This is a genomic window from Bradyrhizobium retamae, from assembly GCF_001440415.1.
GTDB lineage: Bacteria > Pseudomonadota > Alphaproteobacteria > Rhizobiales > Xanthobacteraceae > Bradyrhizobium > Bradyrhizobium retamae.
Genome location: NZ_LLYA01000159.1, coordinates 259,688 through 273,182 on the forward strand (window position 1 = coordinate 259,688; position 13,495 = coordinate 273,182).

The 13,495-nt window shown below is 62.7% G+C and carries 16 protein-coding genes, 1 tRNA gene and 1 pseudogene; 8 read left to right on the forward strand and 10 right to left on the reverse strand.

The window, feature by feature from the left end; all coding sequences use genetic code 11:
• Positions 1 to 119: 119 nt before the first annotated feature.
• From lptB to CQ13_RS44515, 5 genes are all read right to left on the reverse strand, one after another.
• Positions 120 to 1,130: an LPS export ABC transporter ATP-binding protein gene (gene lptB, locus CQ13_RS21340; RefSeq protein ID WP_057844787.1), complete on the reverse strand. Its 1,011-nt coding sequence runs from the start codon at positions 1,128 to 1,130 to the stop codon at positions 120 to 122.
• Positions 1,131 to 1,324: 194 nt separating this feature from the next.
• A complete protein-coding gene (locus tag CQ13_RS21345) occupies positions 1,325 to 2,008 on the reverse strand; it encodes an LptA/OstA family protein (RefSeq protein ID WP_057844788.1) in 684 nt (227 codons plus the stop codon).
• Positions 2,005 to 2,736, reverse strand: coding sequence for an LPS export ABC transporter periplasmic protein LptC (lptC, locus tag CQ13_RS21350; RefSeq protein ID WP_057844878.1), 732 nt, complete (start codon positions 2,734 to 2,736; stop codon positions 2,005 to 2,007). The genes CQ13_RS21345 and lptC overlap by 4 nt, the downstream gene beginning before the upstream one ends.
• 131 nt (positions 2,737 to 2,867) lie before the next feature.
• Positions 2,868 to 3,482: a ribonuclease D gene (locus tag CQ13_RS21355; RefSeq protein ID WP_057844789.1), complete on the reverse strand. Its 615-nt coding sequence runs from the start codon at positions 3,480 to 3,482 to the stop codon at positions 2,868 to 2,870.
• 197 nt (positions 3,483 to 3,679) lie between these two features.
• The gene (locus CQ13_RS44515; protein ID WP_197427380.1) at positions 3,680 to 3,838 is read right to left on the reverse strand and encodes a hypothetical protein; all 159 of its coding nucleotides are present in this window, start codon (positions 3,836 to 3,838) and stop codon (positions 3,680 to 3,682) included.
• Between the two features lie 171 nt (positions 3,839 to 4,009).
• Here CQ13_RS44515 and CQ13_RS21360 point away from each other — a divergent pair, with 171 nt between their 5' ends.
• Entirely contained in the window at positions 4,010 to 4,252 is a 243-nt protein-coding gene (locus CQ13_RS21360; RefSeq protein ID WP_057844790.1) for a hypothetical protein, read from the forward strand.
• 87 nt (positions 4,253 to 4,339) lie between these two features.
• Here CQ13_RS21360 and CQ13_RS21365 read toward each other — a convergent pair.
• Positions 4,340 to 4,426 (reverse strand) — tRNA-Leu (locus CQ13_RS21365).
• A 149-nt stretch (positions 4,427 to 4,575) separates the two neighbouring features.
• Between CQ13_RS21365 and CQ13_RS21370 the strand changes: the two genes are divergently transcribed.
• Positions 4,576 to 5,556 carry a complex I NDUFA9 subunit family protein gene (locus CQ13_RS21370; protein WP_057844879.1) on the forward strand — a complete coding sequence of 327 codons (981 nt, stop codon included), beginning with the start codon at positions 4,576 to 4,578 and terminating at the stop codon, positions 5,554 to 5,556.
• A 65-nt stretch (positions 5,557 to 5,621) separates the two neighbouring features.
• On the opposite strand, the gene CQ13_RS21375 is transcribed toward CQ13_RS21370, so the two are convergent.
• Positions 5,622 to 6,428: an undecaprenyl-diphosphate phosphatase gene (locus CQ13_RS21375; protein ID WP_057844791.1), complete on the reverse strand. Its 807-nt coding sequence runs from the start codon at positions 6,426 to 6,428 to the stop codon at positions 5,622 to 5,624.
• Positions 6,429 to 6,717: 289 nt separating this feature from the next.
• Here CQ13_RS21375 and CQ13_RS21380 point away from each other — a divergent pair, with 289 nt between their 5' ends.
• Together CQ13_RS21380 and queG are read left to right on the forward strand one after the other, a co-directional pair.
• The gene (locus tag CQ13_RS21380; protein WP_057844792.1) at positions 6,718 to 7,410 is read left to right on the forward strand and encodes a glutathione S-transferase family protein; all 693 of its coding nucleotides are present in this window, start codon (positions 6,718 to 6,720) and stop codon (positions 7,408 to 7,410) included.
• Entirely contained in the window at positions 7,359 to 8,546 is a 1,188-nt protein-coding gene (gene queG / locus CQ13_RS21385) for a tRNA epoxyqueuosine(34) reductase QueG (protein WP_057844793.1), read from the forward strand. The genes CQ13_RS21380 and queG overlap by 52 nt, the downstream gene beginning before the upstream one ends.
• A 21-nt stretch (positions 8,547 to 8,567) precedes the next feature.
• On the opposite strand, the pseudogene CQ13_RS21390 reads toward queG, so the two are convergent.
• A pseudogene (locus CQ13_RS21390) lies at positions 8,568 to 9,022 on the reverse strand (nuclear transport factor 2 family protein).
• Positions 9,023 to 9,128: 106 nt separating this feature from the next.
• Positions 9,129 to 9,935: an alpha/beta hydrolase gene (locus CQ13_RS21395; RefSeq protein WP_057844794.1), complete on the reverse strand. Its 807-nt coding sequence runs from the start codon at positions 9,933 to 9,935 to the stop codon at positions 9,129 to 9,131.
• Positions 9,936 to 10,159: 224 nt separating this feature from the next.
• Here CQ13_RS21395 and infC point away from each other — a divergent pair, with 224 nt between their 5' ends.
• Positions 10,160 to 10,699 (forward strand): translation initiation factor IF-3, encoded by a 540-nt coding sequence (gene infC, locus CQ13_RS21400; RefSeq protein WP_028347926.1) that lies wholly within the window; start codon positions 10,160 to 10,162, stop codon positions 10,697 to 10,699.
• A gap of 130 nt (positions 10,700 to 10,829) precedes the next feature.
• On the opposite strand, the gene CQ13_RS21405 is transcribed toward infC, so the two are convergent.
• Positions 10,830 to 11,255 (reverse strand): hypothetical protein, encoded by a 426-nt coding sequence (locus CQ13_RS21405; RefSeq protein ID WP_057844795.1) that lies wholly within the window; start codon positions 11,253 to 11,255, stop codon positions 10,830 to 10,832.
• Between the two features lie 263 nt (positions 11,256 to 11,518).
• Here CQ13_RS21405 and rpmI point away from each other — a divergent pair, with 263 nt between their 5' ends.
• The 3 genes from rpmI to pheS all read left to right on the forward strand — a co-directional run bounded on the left by rpmI (position 11,519) and on the right by pheS (position 13,432).
• On the forward strand, positions 11,519 to 11,719 hold the full coding sequence (gene rpmI / locus CQ13_RS21410) for a 50S ribosomal protein L35 (RefSeq protein ID WP_057844796.1): 201 nt from the start codon (positions 11,519 to 11,521) through the stop codon (positions 11,717 to 11,719).
• Between the two features lie 77 nt (positions 11,720 to 11,796).
• The gene (rplT, locus tag CQ13_RS21415; RefSeq protein ID WP_028347928.1) at positions 11,797 to 12,156 is read left to right on the forward strand and encodes a 50S ribosomal protein L20; all 360 of its coding nucleotides are present in this window, start codon (positions 11,797 to 11,799) and stop codon (positions 12,154 to 12,156) included.
• Between the two features lie 193 nt (positions 12,157 to 12,349).
• Positions 12,350 to 13,432 (forward strand): phenylalanine--tRNA ligase subunit alpha, encoded by a 1,083-nt coding sequence (gene pheS, locus CQ13_RS21420; protein WP_057844880.1) that lies wholly within the window; start codon positions 12,350 to 12,352, stop codon positions 13,430 to 13,432.
• Positions 13,433 to 13,495: the final 63 nt, after the last annotated feature.

A 13,495-nucleotide genomic window follows, 5' to 3' on the forward strand; every position in this document is an offset into this window, starting at 1 on the left:
TTGGGCTAGGGCGGCGATCCGCGGCAGTGGGAAGCCGAGCCGCTCCCGCGGCGTGCCAGAAAATCCTGATTGAGTGCAATATCTTATGACCGAACCGCCGATGTTTTGGCGGTCGTGCGCTATAGTCGGAATTCCTCGCCAAGGTAAAGACGGCGTACATCCGGATCGTTGACGATCTCTTCCGGACTGCCCTCGGTCAGGATCTGCCCGGCATAAACGATGTAGGCGCGGTCGGTGAGGCCGAGCGTCTCGCGCACATTGTGGTCGGTGATCAGGACGCCGATGCCGCGGTTGGTGAGGTGACGGACCAGGTCCTGAATGTCGCCGACCGCGATCGGATCGATGCCGGCAAAGGGCTCGTCCAGCAGCATGTAATTTGGACGCGTCGCCAGCGCGCGCGCAATTTCGACGCGGCGGCGCTCGCCGCCGGAGAGCGCGATTGATGGCGATTTGCGCAAGCGCGTGATGTTGAATTCATCGAGCAGCGAATTGAGTTCGGCCTCCCGCTTCTTGCGGTTGGGCTCCACGACTTCGAGCACGGCGCGAATATTCTGCTCGACGGTGAGGCCGCGAAAGATCGAGGCTTCCTGCGGCAGATAGCCGATGCCGAGCCGCGCGCGCTGATACATCGGCAGCTTCGTCACATCGTGGCCATCGAGTTCGATGGCGCCGCGATCCGCCTTGATCAGGCCGGTGATCATGTAGAACACGGTGGTCTTGCCGGCGCCGTTCGGGCCGAGCAGGCCTACCGCCTCGCCGCGGCGAACATAGATGCTGACGCCGCGCACCACTTGCCGCGTGCCAAAACTTTTTTCCACGCTATGCACAGCGAGAAAGCCGGGCCGCTTGATCAGGCGCGGCGCTTCGCCGCCATTGGACTTGGCGCGAGGCGCCTGTGCCCGTGAACGCGCTCTGTCCTGGCGCGGGGGTTCGACATGGGGCTCGGACTGCGGCAATTCCAGCCCGGGCAGCGAAGCCGAACGCGCCATCGGGGGCGCATCGCGCACCGGGCTCGCCAGCATGTCGCCGAAGGAATCGCCGAGCGCGGTGATGTCCTCGCGCGATCGCGCAAAGCCCACAGGGCCGCGTTTCGCGGGGCGTCGACGGAACATGCCGAATAAATCCACCATCCCGCTTCGCTCAAGCCTTTCACGGTGATTCCGCGACGCGCCCGCCGGCGAATCGCTTCGCTAGCGAACCATGAATGAGTGGATGTCCCTGCCCAGCGAAACACCCCGCCGTGCGCCCTGCCCCGTAGATACAGGCTCGCGCTACCGGCTTCAACCGTAACCGCCCCAAATAATCTTTAAGACGCTGATCTGGCTTATTTTTTACCGGGGATCAGCGAGGGTATCTGGACCGGAGCGGGCTTCGCCCCGCCCGATCCCGACCCGCAATTCTCTCCCTGGATGAACATGCCCTGCACCTTGCCGCTGTCGGATTCGACGCGCGACACGCCGGTCGTCATGTCGACCTTGAGGCGGTCGCCCTTGAGCACGTTCTTGCACTGGGTGAGCACGACCCCACCCACCATCGTGATGAGGTTGGCCCGCGTGTCGAAAATCGCAGTCTCGCCGGTCACGACCTGGTCCTTCTGCGTGACCACGACGGAGCCCTTGGCTTCCAGCCGGCGGATCGACGAGCTGCCGCCAGGCCCGGGGCTCGCGGACTGCATCGACGCGGATTTCGATCCCTTGGGTGCAGCGGGCGGCGCGTCCGATGCCGGACCGGAATCGTAAAACACCACCAGCGACTTCGAGGTCATGGTGGTATCGCCCTGCACGACCTTCACGTTGCCGGAAAAGGTCGCCTCCTTTTTCTTGTCGCGCATCTCGAGCGACGCCGCCTCGATCTGAATCGGCTGATCGCGGTTTTGCGAAAAGCCCTGCATCGCGTTCGGCACGCCCGACATGGCGCCTTGCGCGAAGGCGCCATCGGAGGCGGACAATGCGAGCACAAGCGCTGCGGCCGCAAACCTGCGCGAGAACAACTGCATCATAGATATCATTTCGTGTTGGCGGACTTGCCGCTGATGGACCGCGTCTTGGGCGCTGGCTGCGGCTCGGGCTCAGGCTCAGGTGCCGGAGCGCTTTCCATGATCAGGTTCATCACTACATTGCCTTCGAAGCGTACGATCTCGCCGCTGTTGATGATCCTGAGCCGATCGGCGGTGAGCGTACCGTTCAGCAATTTGACGTCGACATGCTCGTCCGACGTCACCGTGCCCTTGTTGATGTCGACGTAGGCCTGCGACAGTTTCGCCTCGTAGCCCGTGGAGGATTGCAGGAAGATGTCCTTTCGCAGGTCGAGCATCTGCTGCTTGCTGTCGAAAAATCCCGTGCGGGCATCCATCGTCACCGTGCTCTTGTCCTCCATCATGACCTTGGCCCGCAGCGTCTGGAGTTCGACGTGATCGGGATTGGCGAGATCCTGGATCGCCGCCTTGGCCCACAAATCGTATGGGCGCTGGTCGGTGGAGAAGCCGGCAAGGTGCGGCGTTTCCATGGTGATCTTGGTGCCTGACACCACGAGATTGCCGATGTCGACCGGCAGCTTCGAGAGCCCTGTGATTCGGAACGGGTTGAAGATCGAGATCGCGACGATCCCGGCCATGGCCAGCAGCACGGCTGCCGGAACCGCGACCCGCAGCACCCGCACCATCCGGCTGTGACGGGCGGCCGCAGCGAAGCGCGCCTCCATTCCGGTGGCAAAGGCTGGGTTCTGTATCGAGTTCACCGCGGCTCCAAAGGCGCCCAAGAGAGCGCCATCCTACCCGCAATCGCGGGATTATGCAGCCCGGACACTCGCGATGAGTGTGACCGAAACGGGGCGGCGGCGGGCAGCCCGGCGCTTCAAATGGCCCCCGGTCACGAATGCGCGAAGATGTCCTCGGCCTCCCAGCCGCCGAGATCGAGCTTGGCCCGGGTCGGCAGGAAGTCGAAACAGGCCTGCGCCATCGCCGTGCGCCCCTCGCGCGCCAGCATGGCATCGAGCCGCTCGCGAAGGCCATGCAGATGCAGCACGTCGGACGCGGCATAGGCGAGCTGCGCCTCGCTCAGACTCTCTGATCCCCAGTCGCTCGACTGCTGCTGCTTCGACAGATCGATGTTGAGCAGTTCGCGCACCAGGTCCTTCAGGCCGTGGCGGTCGGTGTAGGTGCGGCTCAGCCGCGAGGCGATCTTGGTGCAATAGACCGGCTGCGGCATCACGCCGAAGGTGCTGTAGAGCACGGCGACATCGAAACGGGCGAAGTGGAAGATCTTCGTGATGGCCGGATTGGCGAGCAGCGCCTTCAGGTTCGGCGCGTCGGTGTGGCCCTTGGGGATCTGGATGACATCAGCGCTGCCATCGCCGCTCGACATCTGCACCACGCAAAGCCGGTCACGATGCGGATTGAGCCCCATGGTCTCGGTATCGATCGCCACCGAATCCTTGTAGCGGGACAGATCGGGCAGGTCGCCACGATGCAGGCGGATGGTCATGACGGTAAGCCTCGTGTCTCAGGTCGATTCGACCGAAACACTACCGCCCGGAGCCGCCGGAGGCGAGCGGCCGACCATAGCTTTAGGGGGGAATAGCGGAGTTCGCCGTGATTTCCTCCGCTAATCAGGCCATCGCCCGCTCTGCGCGAGGCGAAGTTTTGCCGTCCCTGCAGCTTGCTGCCGGAAGTCAGGGCGGATTAGCCCGTCTTCCCGTCGAGTGATTTCGGCGGCTGAAGCTCCGGACTGTTGGCCCAGCGGTCGAGATTTTCAATGACGTCCGCATGGCTCGGCCGGCGCGGCGGCGGTTGTTCCCGCTCTTCGGACAACTTGCGTGGCAACTTGATGTTCTCGGTCATGGCCATTCTCCAAGACCAAACTATGCGCTCGCGCCGGCGCCAAATCAACCATAACACGTTGTTATTACTGGCGTATTTAGCTAAATTGACGCCTGAATCTCCATTGCTGGAACCTGCTCCGGTCATGCGCATTGAGTAGACTACTCAATCCGCACATTCTGGGTCGCAGCGATGTCTGATATCCGCGATGAACGATTGCAGGTCATGCTTTCGCCGGATGAACTGACCGCAATTGACGATTTCCGCTTCAAACACCGAATGCCGACGCGGGCAGCGGCCGTTCGTGAACTCCTGAAACTTGGACTGACGGCTCAGGCCGCCGATGGCGACGGGGCGAAGTCGAGCAATTACGGCGTGTTCAATCGTGGTCCGGACGGACACACGACGGCAGCCGATCCGGATCCGACGGCATAGGTCAGCAAATATTGCCACTGCAGGTGAGCATCCATCGCCCCGGGGTCTGGCGCCAGCCGGCATCTCAACTCGCTCGGGCAAGGGCAATGGTGCCCAGGAAAGGACTCGAACCTTCACGGCCGTGAAGCCACTGGCACCTGAAGCCAGCGCGTCTACCAATTCCGCCACCTGGGCCCGGGCGGGTTAGTAAGGATCGGTCACGCGCTTGTCAAATCGCTTCAATGCCATCCGAAATCCGCTGTACAGCGGAGCCGTGTTGGCGTATCGCGAATCCGCTAAATCCCACCGATATCTTCGAGTTTGACCGGCAGGAATTGACCCCGATGGCACTGCACGCGGCAGCGAACCTGGAAACGCTCATCACGGTGTTTGGTGGATCGGGCTTTCTGGGGCGAAACGTGGTCCGGGCGCTGGCCAAGCGTGGCTATCGGATTCGGGTGGCGGTACGGCGGCCCGAACTGGCGGGGCACCTGCAACCGCTCGGCCGGGTTGGCCAGATCCACCCCGTGCAGGCCAATCTGCGCTACCCGGCTTCGGTGGAGGCGGTGATGCGCGGTTCCGAAACCGTGGTCAACTTGGTCGGCACCCTGGCCGAGAGCGGCGCACAGACCTTCGACGCGGTGCAGACCAAAGGCGCCGAAACCATCGCCAAGGCCGCCACCGCCATCGGCGCGCAGATGGTGCATATATCGGCGATCGGCGCCGACGAGAATTCGCCGTCGGCCTACTTCCGCTCCAAGGCGGCTGGCGAGAAGGCCGTGATGGCGGCAGCGCCATCGGCCACGATCCTGCGGCCGTCGCTGCTGTTCGGACCCGAGGATCAATTCACCAACCGCTTTGCGTCGCTCGCCCGGATATCGCCGTTCCTGCCGCTGATCGGCGGCGGCGAGACGCGGGTGCAGCCGGCCTATGTCGCCGACGTCGCCGACGCGGTCGCCGACGCCGCCGAGGGCAAGACCAAGCCGGGCGCGACCTACGAGCTCGGCGGGCCTGATGTGCTGACCATGCGCGAGATCATGGAAATCATCCTCAAGATCACCGGCCGCAAGCGCATGCTGGTTTCGCTGCCGTGGGGACTGGCGAGGCTAAAGTCGCAATTCCTGCAATTCGCGCCGGGTCCGTTGAAGCTGACGCCGGACCAGGTGGCGATGCTGCAAGTCGACAATGTCGTGTCGGACGAAGCGAAGGCGGCTGGTCTGACGCTGCAGGGGCTCGGCATTACGCCGGAAGCGATGGAAGCGATCGCCCCGCAATATCTCTGGCGCTTCCGCGCCGCCGGGCAGTTTCAAAGGAAAAGCGCGTAGTTTTTCGCAGCGGATCCGTAAGGGTGGGCAAAGGCGCTCTTACGCCGTGCCCACCAATTCAAGACCTACTTCCCCAGCGCCAGCGCGATCAGGCCGAGCATGCCAATGACGACGCGCCACCACGCAAAGAACGTGAACCCGTGGCGGGTGACATAGGTGAGGAACGTCTTAACCACGATCGCCGCGGTGATGAACGAGACCACGAAGCCGATCGCGACGATACCGATGTGATCGGTCGTCATCTCGGCGCGGTTCTTGTAGAAATCATAGGCGAACGCGCCGATCATGGTCGGGATCGCGAGAAAGAACGAAAACTCCGCGGCCGATCGCTTGTCACCGCCGAGCAGCATCGCCGCCACGATGCTGGCGCCGGAGCGCGACACGCCGGGAATCATCGCCACGCATTGCGCAATGCCGATCCACAGATACATCAGCAGCGGATAGCGCGTGGCGTCATGCTGTGTCGGCTTGAGATAGAGTTGATCGACCCACAACAGAATTGCGCCGCCCACGATCAGGGTGAAGCACACCACCCACGGATTGAAGAGAAACTCCTTGATGTACTTGCCGGCAACCAGGCCGATGACCACCGCCGGCAGAAACGCCAGCAATACGCCGATCACGAAACGCCGGTCGTCCGGGTTGGTGAACATGCCGAGCGCGACGCGCGACAATTTGACGAAATAGAGCATGACGATGGCGAGGATCGCACCGAGTTGAATCAGCACGACAAAGCTCTGCCAGAACGCACCCTCACCAAGCCCGAAGAATCGTTGCGCGACCAGCATATGGCCGGTCGACGAAACCGGCAGGAATTCCGTGACGCCCTCGATGATGCCGAGAACCACCGCCTTCACTACATCCGACATCATGATGGGGGTCCGTTTTGGCTGGAAAAGTCGCGTCCTTCTCGCCTATTCATCCCGATGCCGCAATCGCAAAAAAACGCCAAAGACAGTTGCCTCTTGCGCCGGCTTGGCTATAGCGTTTTCGGGCGAACTGAATCCCGGTTCGCGCAAACAAAACGCGTCAAAACAAAGGCTGGGGCCGATTCGGTTCTGATTTCAGGCAGAACCGAATAGGCTCTGGTGTCGCGATTCGCATGACGCGGCTTGACCGCTCGGGTTCCTTGAGCGTCGCCGCGAATTGTTCAAGGATCTCATGTACACGCTCTTTCATCATCCGTTCTGTCCGCATTCGCGCTTCATTCGCCTGGTGCTGGGCGAAAACGGCCTCGACCTGCGGCTGGTGGAAGAGCGAGCCTGGGAACGGCGTGAAGGGTTTCTCGCGCTCAATCCCGCGTGCACCACGCCGGTGTTGATGGCTGACGGCTTTCCGCCGATTCCCGGCGCTGGCGTCATCGCCGAATATCTCGACGAGACGCACGGCCTGGAGGCCGGCGAGCGGCGGCTGTTGCCGGCGTCGATGGCGGAACGCGTCGAGGTGCGCCGGCTGATGGCGTGGTTCAACGAAAAATTCTTCGAGGAGGCATCGAACCCGCTGGTAACCGAGCGCATCTATAAGCGTTTCATGAGCGAGGAAAACGGCGGCGGCGCGCCGGCGGCCGACGTGATCCGCGCGGCCAAGGTCAATGTGCGCTATCATCTGGCCTATATCGGCTGGCTGGCGCAGACGCGGAATTTCCTCGCCGGCGACCGGCTGAGCTACGCGGATCTCGCCGCCGCGGCGCACCTTTCGGCGATCGATTATCTGGGCGATGTGCCATGGAGCGAGGACGAAGCGGCAAAGGCGTGGTACGCGCGGGTGAAATCCCGCCCGTCGTTCCGCCCGCTCTTGAGCGAGTGGCTGGCGGGCGTACCGGCGTCACGCACCTACGTGGACCTCGACTTCTGAACAAGGCCGTCAAGCTCTCCGCCAGCGATCTAAAGTCCGCGCTCGTGCGCGAAGCCGCGACGCTCGGTTTCGATTGCATCGGCGTCACCGATCCCGGCGCGCTCGGCAATGCCGGAAAATACTTCCGCGAGTTCCTCGATGCCGGCGCGCATGGTGACATGGACTGGCTCGCCACTCAGCCCGAGCGGCGGATGGATCCGCGCGTGCTGTGGCCGGGCGTGCGGTCGATCATCATGCTCGGCGTCAATTACGGACCCGATGAAAATCCGCTTGCGCTTCTCGAAAGGCGCACACGCGGCGCAATCTCCGCCTATGCCCAGGGCGACGACTATCACGACGTGATCAAGAAGCGCCTGAAGACACTGGCGCGGTGGCTGGTCGCGGCATCGGGCGAGGAAGTGAAAGTGTTCATCGATACCGCAGCGGTGATGGAAAAGCCGCTGGCGCAGGCGGCAGGGCTAGGCTGGCAAGGCAAGCACACCAATCTGGTCTCGCGCGAGTTCGGCTCATGGCTGTTTCTCGGCGCGATCTTCACCGCCGCCGAGCTGCCGCGCGACACCGCCGACACCGACCATTGCGGAACCTGCAACGCCTGCCAGGAGATCTGCCCGACTGCTGCGTTCCCCGCACCTTACAAGCTCGATGCGCGACGCTGCATTTCCTACCTGACGATCGAGAACAAGGGCCCGATCCCGCGTGAATTCCGCAAAAGCATCAGCAACCGCATCTATGGCTGCGACGATTGCCTCGCCGTGTGCCCGTGGAACAAATTCGCGCAAAAAGGCCGAGAAACCAAACTTGCCGCGCGCGCGGAATTGCGCGCGCCTTCGCTGGGAGAGTTGGCGCGGCTTGACGACGCCGCATTTCGCGCTCTGTTTTCGAAATCGCCGGTCAAGCGCATCGGCCGTGACCGATTTGTCCGCAACGTGCTGATCGCGCTCGGCAATGCAGGGGATGCGGCGCTGGCGATTGAAGCGGAGCGATTGCTTGGCGATGCAAGCCCGCTCGTGCGTGGCGCGGCGGTCTGGGCGCTGTCGCAATTGATGGAGCGGGAGAGATTCGACGCGCTGGCTGTGAGGGCTTCGAAGAGTGAAGCCGATGAAAGCGTTCGGCAGGAATGGCTGCAAGCTTCCTAGCCTGCGCCACAGTGCGCGTCGTCACTCCGCCAAATGCCGCCTCATCTCCGGCCGTGCCTTCAGAGCCGCGCCCTGCCTGGCAACGATCTTGGCGATCCGCTCGGGCGCAAATTTGAGATCGACGAACGCCGGGGCGGTGTTGGCGACCTCGTGGTACTCAGCGATTCTGCCGTCGCGCAGCCGCATGATCGCGACGCCCTCGAACATCGCCCGCGCGCCTTTCGCCTCCGGTAGCGTCGAGCGATAGCTGAAGGTATAGCGCGCATAGGCGTGTGGCCGTCAGTGACGGGATCATGCATGTCCCAGCGAAAATCGGTCGCGGTGCGATAGAACCAGTCGTCGATCAAGTCAGCGATTTTGGCCCGGCCTTCAAACGCGCCATAGAACACGTCGTGATAGACGCCGTCCTCCGTAAACAGTTCCGCGAACGCCTTGCCATTTCGCTGCTCGACGGCATCGCAGAAGGCGCGGAGCATGGGGATGTGTTCATGGCGTTGTCTCCCAGGATCGTCATACCCCGTCATCGGGCGCGCGTCGCGCGACCCGGTGGCGGATGATGACACTGAACCAAGTGGGCAGAGATCACCCCATCTCCTCCACCGCAGCGATGATCCGCGCGATGTCTTGCGGGCGGGACAGACGGTGGTCGCCGTCCTGGATCATGGTCAACACCACGTCCTCGGCCGGCAACCGGTGCGCCAGCGCGAAAGCGTGCTGCCAGGGCACGTCGGGATCCTGCGCACCCTGCAGGATGCGGACCGGGCACCCGACTTCAATGGCGCTGCCGAGCAGGAGATGGTTGCGGCCCTCCTCGATCAGTGCGCGCGTGATCTGATAGGGTGCGCCGTCGCCATACTCCGAAGGCCGCATCCACACGCCCTCGGTCCTAATCTCCTCGCGGACCTCGTCGGAAAAACTGTTCCACATCAATTGCTCGGTGAAATCAGGCGCCGGCGCGATTAGCACCAGCCCGGCGAGGTTCGCCTGCGTCGCCTCACGCTCGGCGATGGCGCGCGCTAGCAAGAGCGCCAGCCAGCCGCCCATCGATGAGCCGATCACGACCTGCGGGCCCCGGCAGAATTGCTCGAATACGGCAACGCTCTCTTCCAGCCAGCGTCCGATGGTGCCATCGATGAAAGCGCCGCCCGATTCGCCATGGCCGGAATAATCGAATCTAATACAGGTCCGGCCGTGTTCCGCAGCCCACGCGTCCAGCGCGAGCGCCTTGGTCCCCCGCATGTCGGAATTGAAGCCACCGAGCCAGAATAGTCCGGGGTCGCCGCCGGCGCGGGCGCGCACCGCGATCCGGCGGCGGGCGACACCCTCTCCCACCTCGACAAAGGTCGGTTCCTGGTCGATTGGCGCTGAATTTGTCGCTGAATCAGTCATGGATCTGTCACTCTCGCCTTGCCGCTTTGTCCGCGAGCGCGCTCTATCGGTCAAGCACGAGACCGCCCGGCGCTTGCGGATCAGGCCGCCGCGCTATATTTGCCGGACGTGACCGAAATGCCTCGCATTTGACGGTTTTCGGGTGCAGACCGCGAGTTCGCTTGCTGTCTTGAGCGTATTGCTTCAAACTACGGCCCTTCTTTCACAACTTTGGAGAGTTACCCATTCGCCGTCCCAACAGAGCCCCGCCCGCTGCAACCAAAGACGGGCCGCGCACCAATGATGATATCCGCAACGCGCAGATCCAGCTGATCGATCAGAACGGCACCAACCACGGAACGGTCGAGACCGTGGTCGCCATCAAGATGGCGCTCGAGGCGGGCATGGATCTTGTCGAGATTTCGCCGAACAACAATCCTCCCGTCTGTAAGATCATGGACTACGGGAAGTTCAAGTATTCGGCACAGAAGAAAGCCGCCGAGGCGCGCAAGAAGCAGAAGATCGTCGAGATCAAGGAGATCAAGCTGCGGCCGATGATCGACGATCACGACTACGACGTGAAAATGCGTGCCATGCAGCGGTTCTTTGAGGAAGGCGACAAGGTCAAGATCACCTTGCGCTACCGTGGCCGCGAAATGGCGCACCAGGAAATCGGCACCAAGCTCCTGGACAAGGTGAAGGCCGACGTCGCCGAATTCGCCAAGGTCGAGCAGGACGCCAGATTCGAGGGACGCCAGGTCGTGATGGTGCTGGCGCCGCGCTAAGTTGAGTTAGTGAAATCGAAGCGGCCCGTTGGACGATCCGGCGGGCCGTTTTCGTTGGTGCCGATTGCATTCCCCGGATGCTGCGCAACGCCGACAGCGCGTTCACGCGCGTCCGGGACACGAGCTAGATCTAGATCCGCGTGGCCTGCCAGGTGCCGCTGCAGCGGTCGCCGGTGATGATGCCGCTCCATGCGCCCGCGCCGCTGATGCCGGCGAGCCGGCCGCCGCCGCTAGCCTTGGAGGCGCCGACGGAAACCTTGACCGCAACCGCACCGGTACGATTGACCGAACCGGAAACCCGGCCACCGCCGGCCGACGACACGCGGTTACCGGCAACCGTGAAGGGGACACTGTATCCGGAACTGCAATTGCCCCGCGTCGTCGCGAAAACCACGTTCCAGGTGCCGTCATAGACGCCTGCGACCCTTCTGCTGGCTGCATCGGCGCCACCAGGCGTGGCCACGGCGGCAAGCGTGGCGAATACGGGAAGCCAGCGCAGGCAACGCAGGCCGGGAAACGCGTGACAACAGGCAATCGATCGCTGAAATCGGGTCATTCTTCCTGCTCCGCACCAAGGTAATTGACGACATCACGGCGTTGGTAACGGCACCGCCCCCCGCGGTTCATCGTTGCCATTTGGCGTTTCCTCTGCCATAAGCCCCACCTTCATCGCCCGGCTGATCAAGGGCTGCCGTGTCGATGTCCGTGCGGGTTGCCTCGTTTTTGGGAAAAACCTGAGCACTTTCAACGCTCTAACGAGCATTTTAAGCCGCAAAAGCGCCCCTCGGGCGCGTTTTTCTGCGGCCACAGGAGAGCCAAATGCCCAAGCTGAAGACCAAGTCAGGCGCTAAAAAGCGCTTCAAGGTGACTGCCGCCGGCAAAGTGATGCACGCCCAGCGCGGCAAGCGCCACGGCATGATCAAGCGGACGAAGAAGCAGATTCGTCAGCTCCGCGGCACCCGCGTGCTGTTCAAGACCGACGGCGACAACGTCAAGAAGTACTTCTTGCCGAACGCCTGATCGCGTTCACGCCACAGCAGCCGAGCCGCGCCCGCGCGGCGATCCCGTCATCTTATTTCTGATCAAGGATACCAGTCATGTCTCGCGTCAAACGCGGTGTGACCGCTCACGCCAAGCATAAGAAAGTCTACAAGGCCGCCAAGGGCTTTTACGGCCGCCGCAAGAACACCATCCGCGCCGCCAAGGCCGCGGTCGAGAAGGCCGGGCAATATGCGTTTCGCGACCGCAAGCGCAAGAAGCGCACCTTCCGCGCGCTCTGGATCCAGCGTCTGAACGCGGCTGTGCGTCCGTACGGCATGACCTACAGCGTCTTTATCAACGGCCTCTCGAAGTCGGGCATCACGGTGGATCGCAAGGTGCTGTCGGATCTCGCCATCAACGAGCCGGCGGCGTTCCAGGCGATTGCCGAGAAGGCCAAGGCCGCGCTGGCGGCCTAATTCGCAATCGCTGCGGCGTTCTTGCAATTCCGGTGTCATGCTCCGCCTTGTGCGCAATTGCGCACTGGGGCGGGGCATCCAGTAACCACCGACCGACATTTTGACTCCGGGGGTTACTGGGATCATCCGCCTTCGCGGATGACGGCGATCCCGTATGGACTGCGAGCGCGCGTTCCCCAAAGGTACCGTCGCCATGTCCGACCTAGCTCAACTCGAATCCCAAATTCTCAGCCAGATCGCCGCCGCCGGCGACGAAGCCGCGCTTGAAGCCGTGCGTGTCGCGGCTCTCGGCAAGAAGGGCTCGATCTCGGCGCTGCTCGCCACCCTCGGCAAGATGTCGCCGGACGAGCGCAAGACGCAAGGCGCCGCGATCAACCTTGCCAAGGACAAGGTTACACAGGCGCTCACGGCACGGCGCGACATCCTGAAATCGGCGGCGCTCGATGCCCGGCTTGCCTCCGAGACCATCGACGTCACGCTACCGCTGCGGGAAAGCCCGGCCGAACAGGGCCGTATCCATCCGCTGAGCCAGGTCTTCGAGGAGGTCAACACGATCTTCGCCGACATGGGATTTGCGATCGCCGAAGGTCCTGATATCGAGACCGACGATTACAATTTCACGAAATTGAACTTCCCCGAGGGCCATCCGGCGCGGGAGATGCATGACACCTTCTTCTTCAATCCGAAGGAAGACGGTTCGCGCATGCTGCTGCGGACCCACACCTCGCCGGTGCAGGTGCGCACAATGTTGTCGCAAAAGCCGCCGATCCGCGTGGTTTGCCCGGGCCGTACCTATCGCATCGATTCGGACGCGACCCATACGCCGCAATTCCATCAGGTCGAAGGCCTCGTCATCGACAGGGGCTCGCATCTCGGCCACCTCAAATGGATTTTGCACGAGTTCTGCAAGGCGTTCTTCGAGGTCGACCATATCAACATGCGGTTCCGCCCGTCGTTCTTCCCGTTCACCGAGCCCTCGCTCGAGGTCGACATCCAGTGTCGGCGCGACAAGGGCGAGATCCGTTTCGGCGAAGGCGAGGACTGGCTGGAGATTCTTGGCTGCGGCATGGTGCATCCGAACGTGCTGCGCGCCTGCGGCATCGACCCTGATGTCTATCAGGGCTTTGCCTGGGGCATGGGCATCGACCGCATCGCGATGCTGAAATACGGCATGTCCGATCTCCGGCAATTGTTCGAGAACGACGTGCGCTGGCTCTCGCATTACGGCTTCAAGCCGCTCGACGTCCCGACGCTGGCGGGGGGATTGAGCACGTGAGCCTCGTCGAGACCGCCATTGCGGAGAGAGCCTCCACCCTAGCCCTCCCCCGCGTCCGCCTTC

Bases quoted from the DNA above. Each gene is read 5' to 3' on its own strand.
- rplT (WP_028347928.1), top strand. From the start codon at position 11,797: ATGTCTCGCGTCAAACGCGGTGTGACCGCTCACGCCAAGCATAAGAAA.
- pheS (WP_057844880.1), top strand. From the start codon at position 12,350: ATGTCCGACCTAGCTCAACTCGAATCCCAAATTCTCAGCCAGATCGCC.
- CQ13_RS21355 (WP_057844789.1), bottom strand. From the start codon at position 3,482: ATGACCATCCGCCTGCATCGTGGCGACCTGCCCGATCTGTCCCGCTAC.
- lptB (WP_057844787.1), bottom strand. From the start codon at position 1,130: ATGGTGGATTTATTCGGCATGTTCCGTCGACGCCCCGCGAAACGCGGC.
- CQ13_RS21405 (WP_057844795.1), bottom strand. From the start codon at position 11,255: ATGACCCGATTTCAGCGATCGATTGCCTGTTGTCACGCGTTTCCCGGC.
- CQ13_RS21395 (WP_057844794.1), bottom strand. From the start codon at position 9,935: ATGACTGATTCAGCGACAAATTCAGCGCCAATCGACCAGGAACCGACC.
- CQ13_RS21360 (WP_057844790.1), top strand. From the start codon at position 4,010: ATGTCTGATATCCGCGATGAACGATTGCAGGTCATGCTTTCGCCGGAT.
- CQ13_RS21375 (WP_057844791.1), bottom strand. From the start codon at position 6,428: ATGATGTCGGATGTAGTGAAGGCGGTGGTTCTCGGCATCATCGAGGGC.
- rpmI (WP_057844796.1), top strand. From the start codon at position 11,519: ATGCCCAAGCTGAAGACCAAGTCAGGCGCTAAAAAGCGCTTCAAGGTG.
- CQ13_RS44515 (WP_197427380.1), bottom strand. From the start codon at position 3,838: ATGACCGAGAACATCAAGTTGCCACGCAAGTTGTCCGAAGAGCGGGAA.
- CQ13_RS21370 (WP_057844879.1), top strand. From the start codon at position 4,576: ATGGCACTGCACGCGGCAGCGAACCTGGAAACGCTCATCACGGTGTTT.
- CQ13_RS21380 (WP_057844792.1), top strand. From the start codon at position 6,718: ATGTACACGCTCTTTCATCATCCGTTCTGTCCGCATTCGCGCTTCATT.
- CQ13_RS21345 (WP_057844788.1), bottom strand. From the start codon at position 2,008: ATGATATCTATGATGCAGTTGTTCTCGCGCAGGTTTGCGGCCGCAGCG.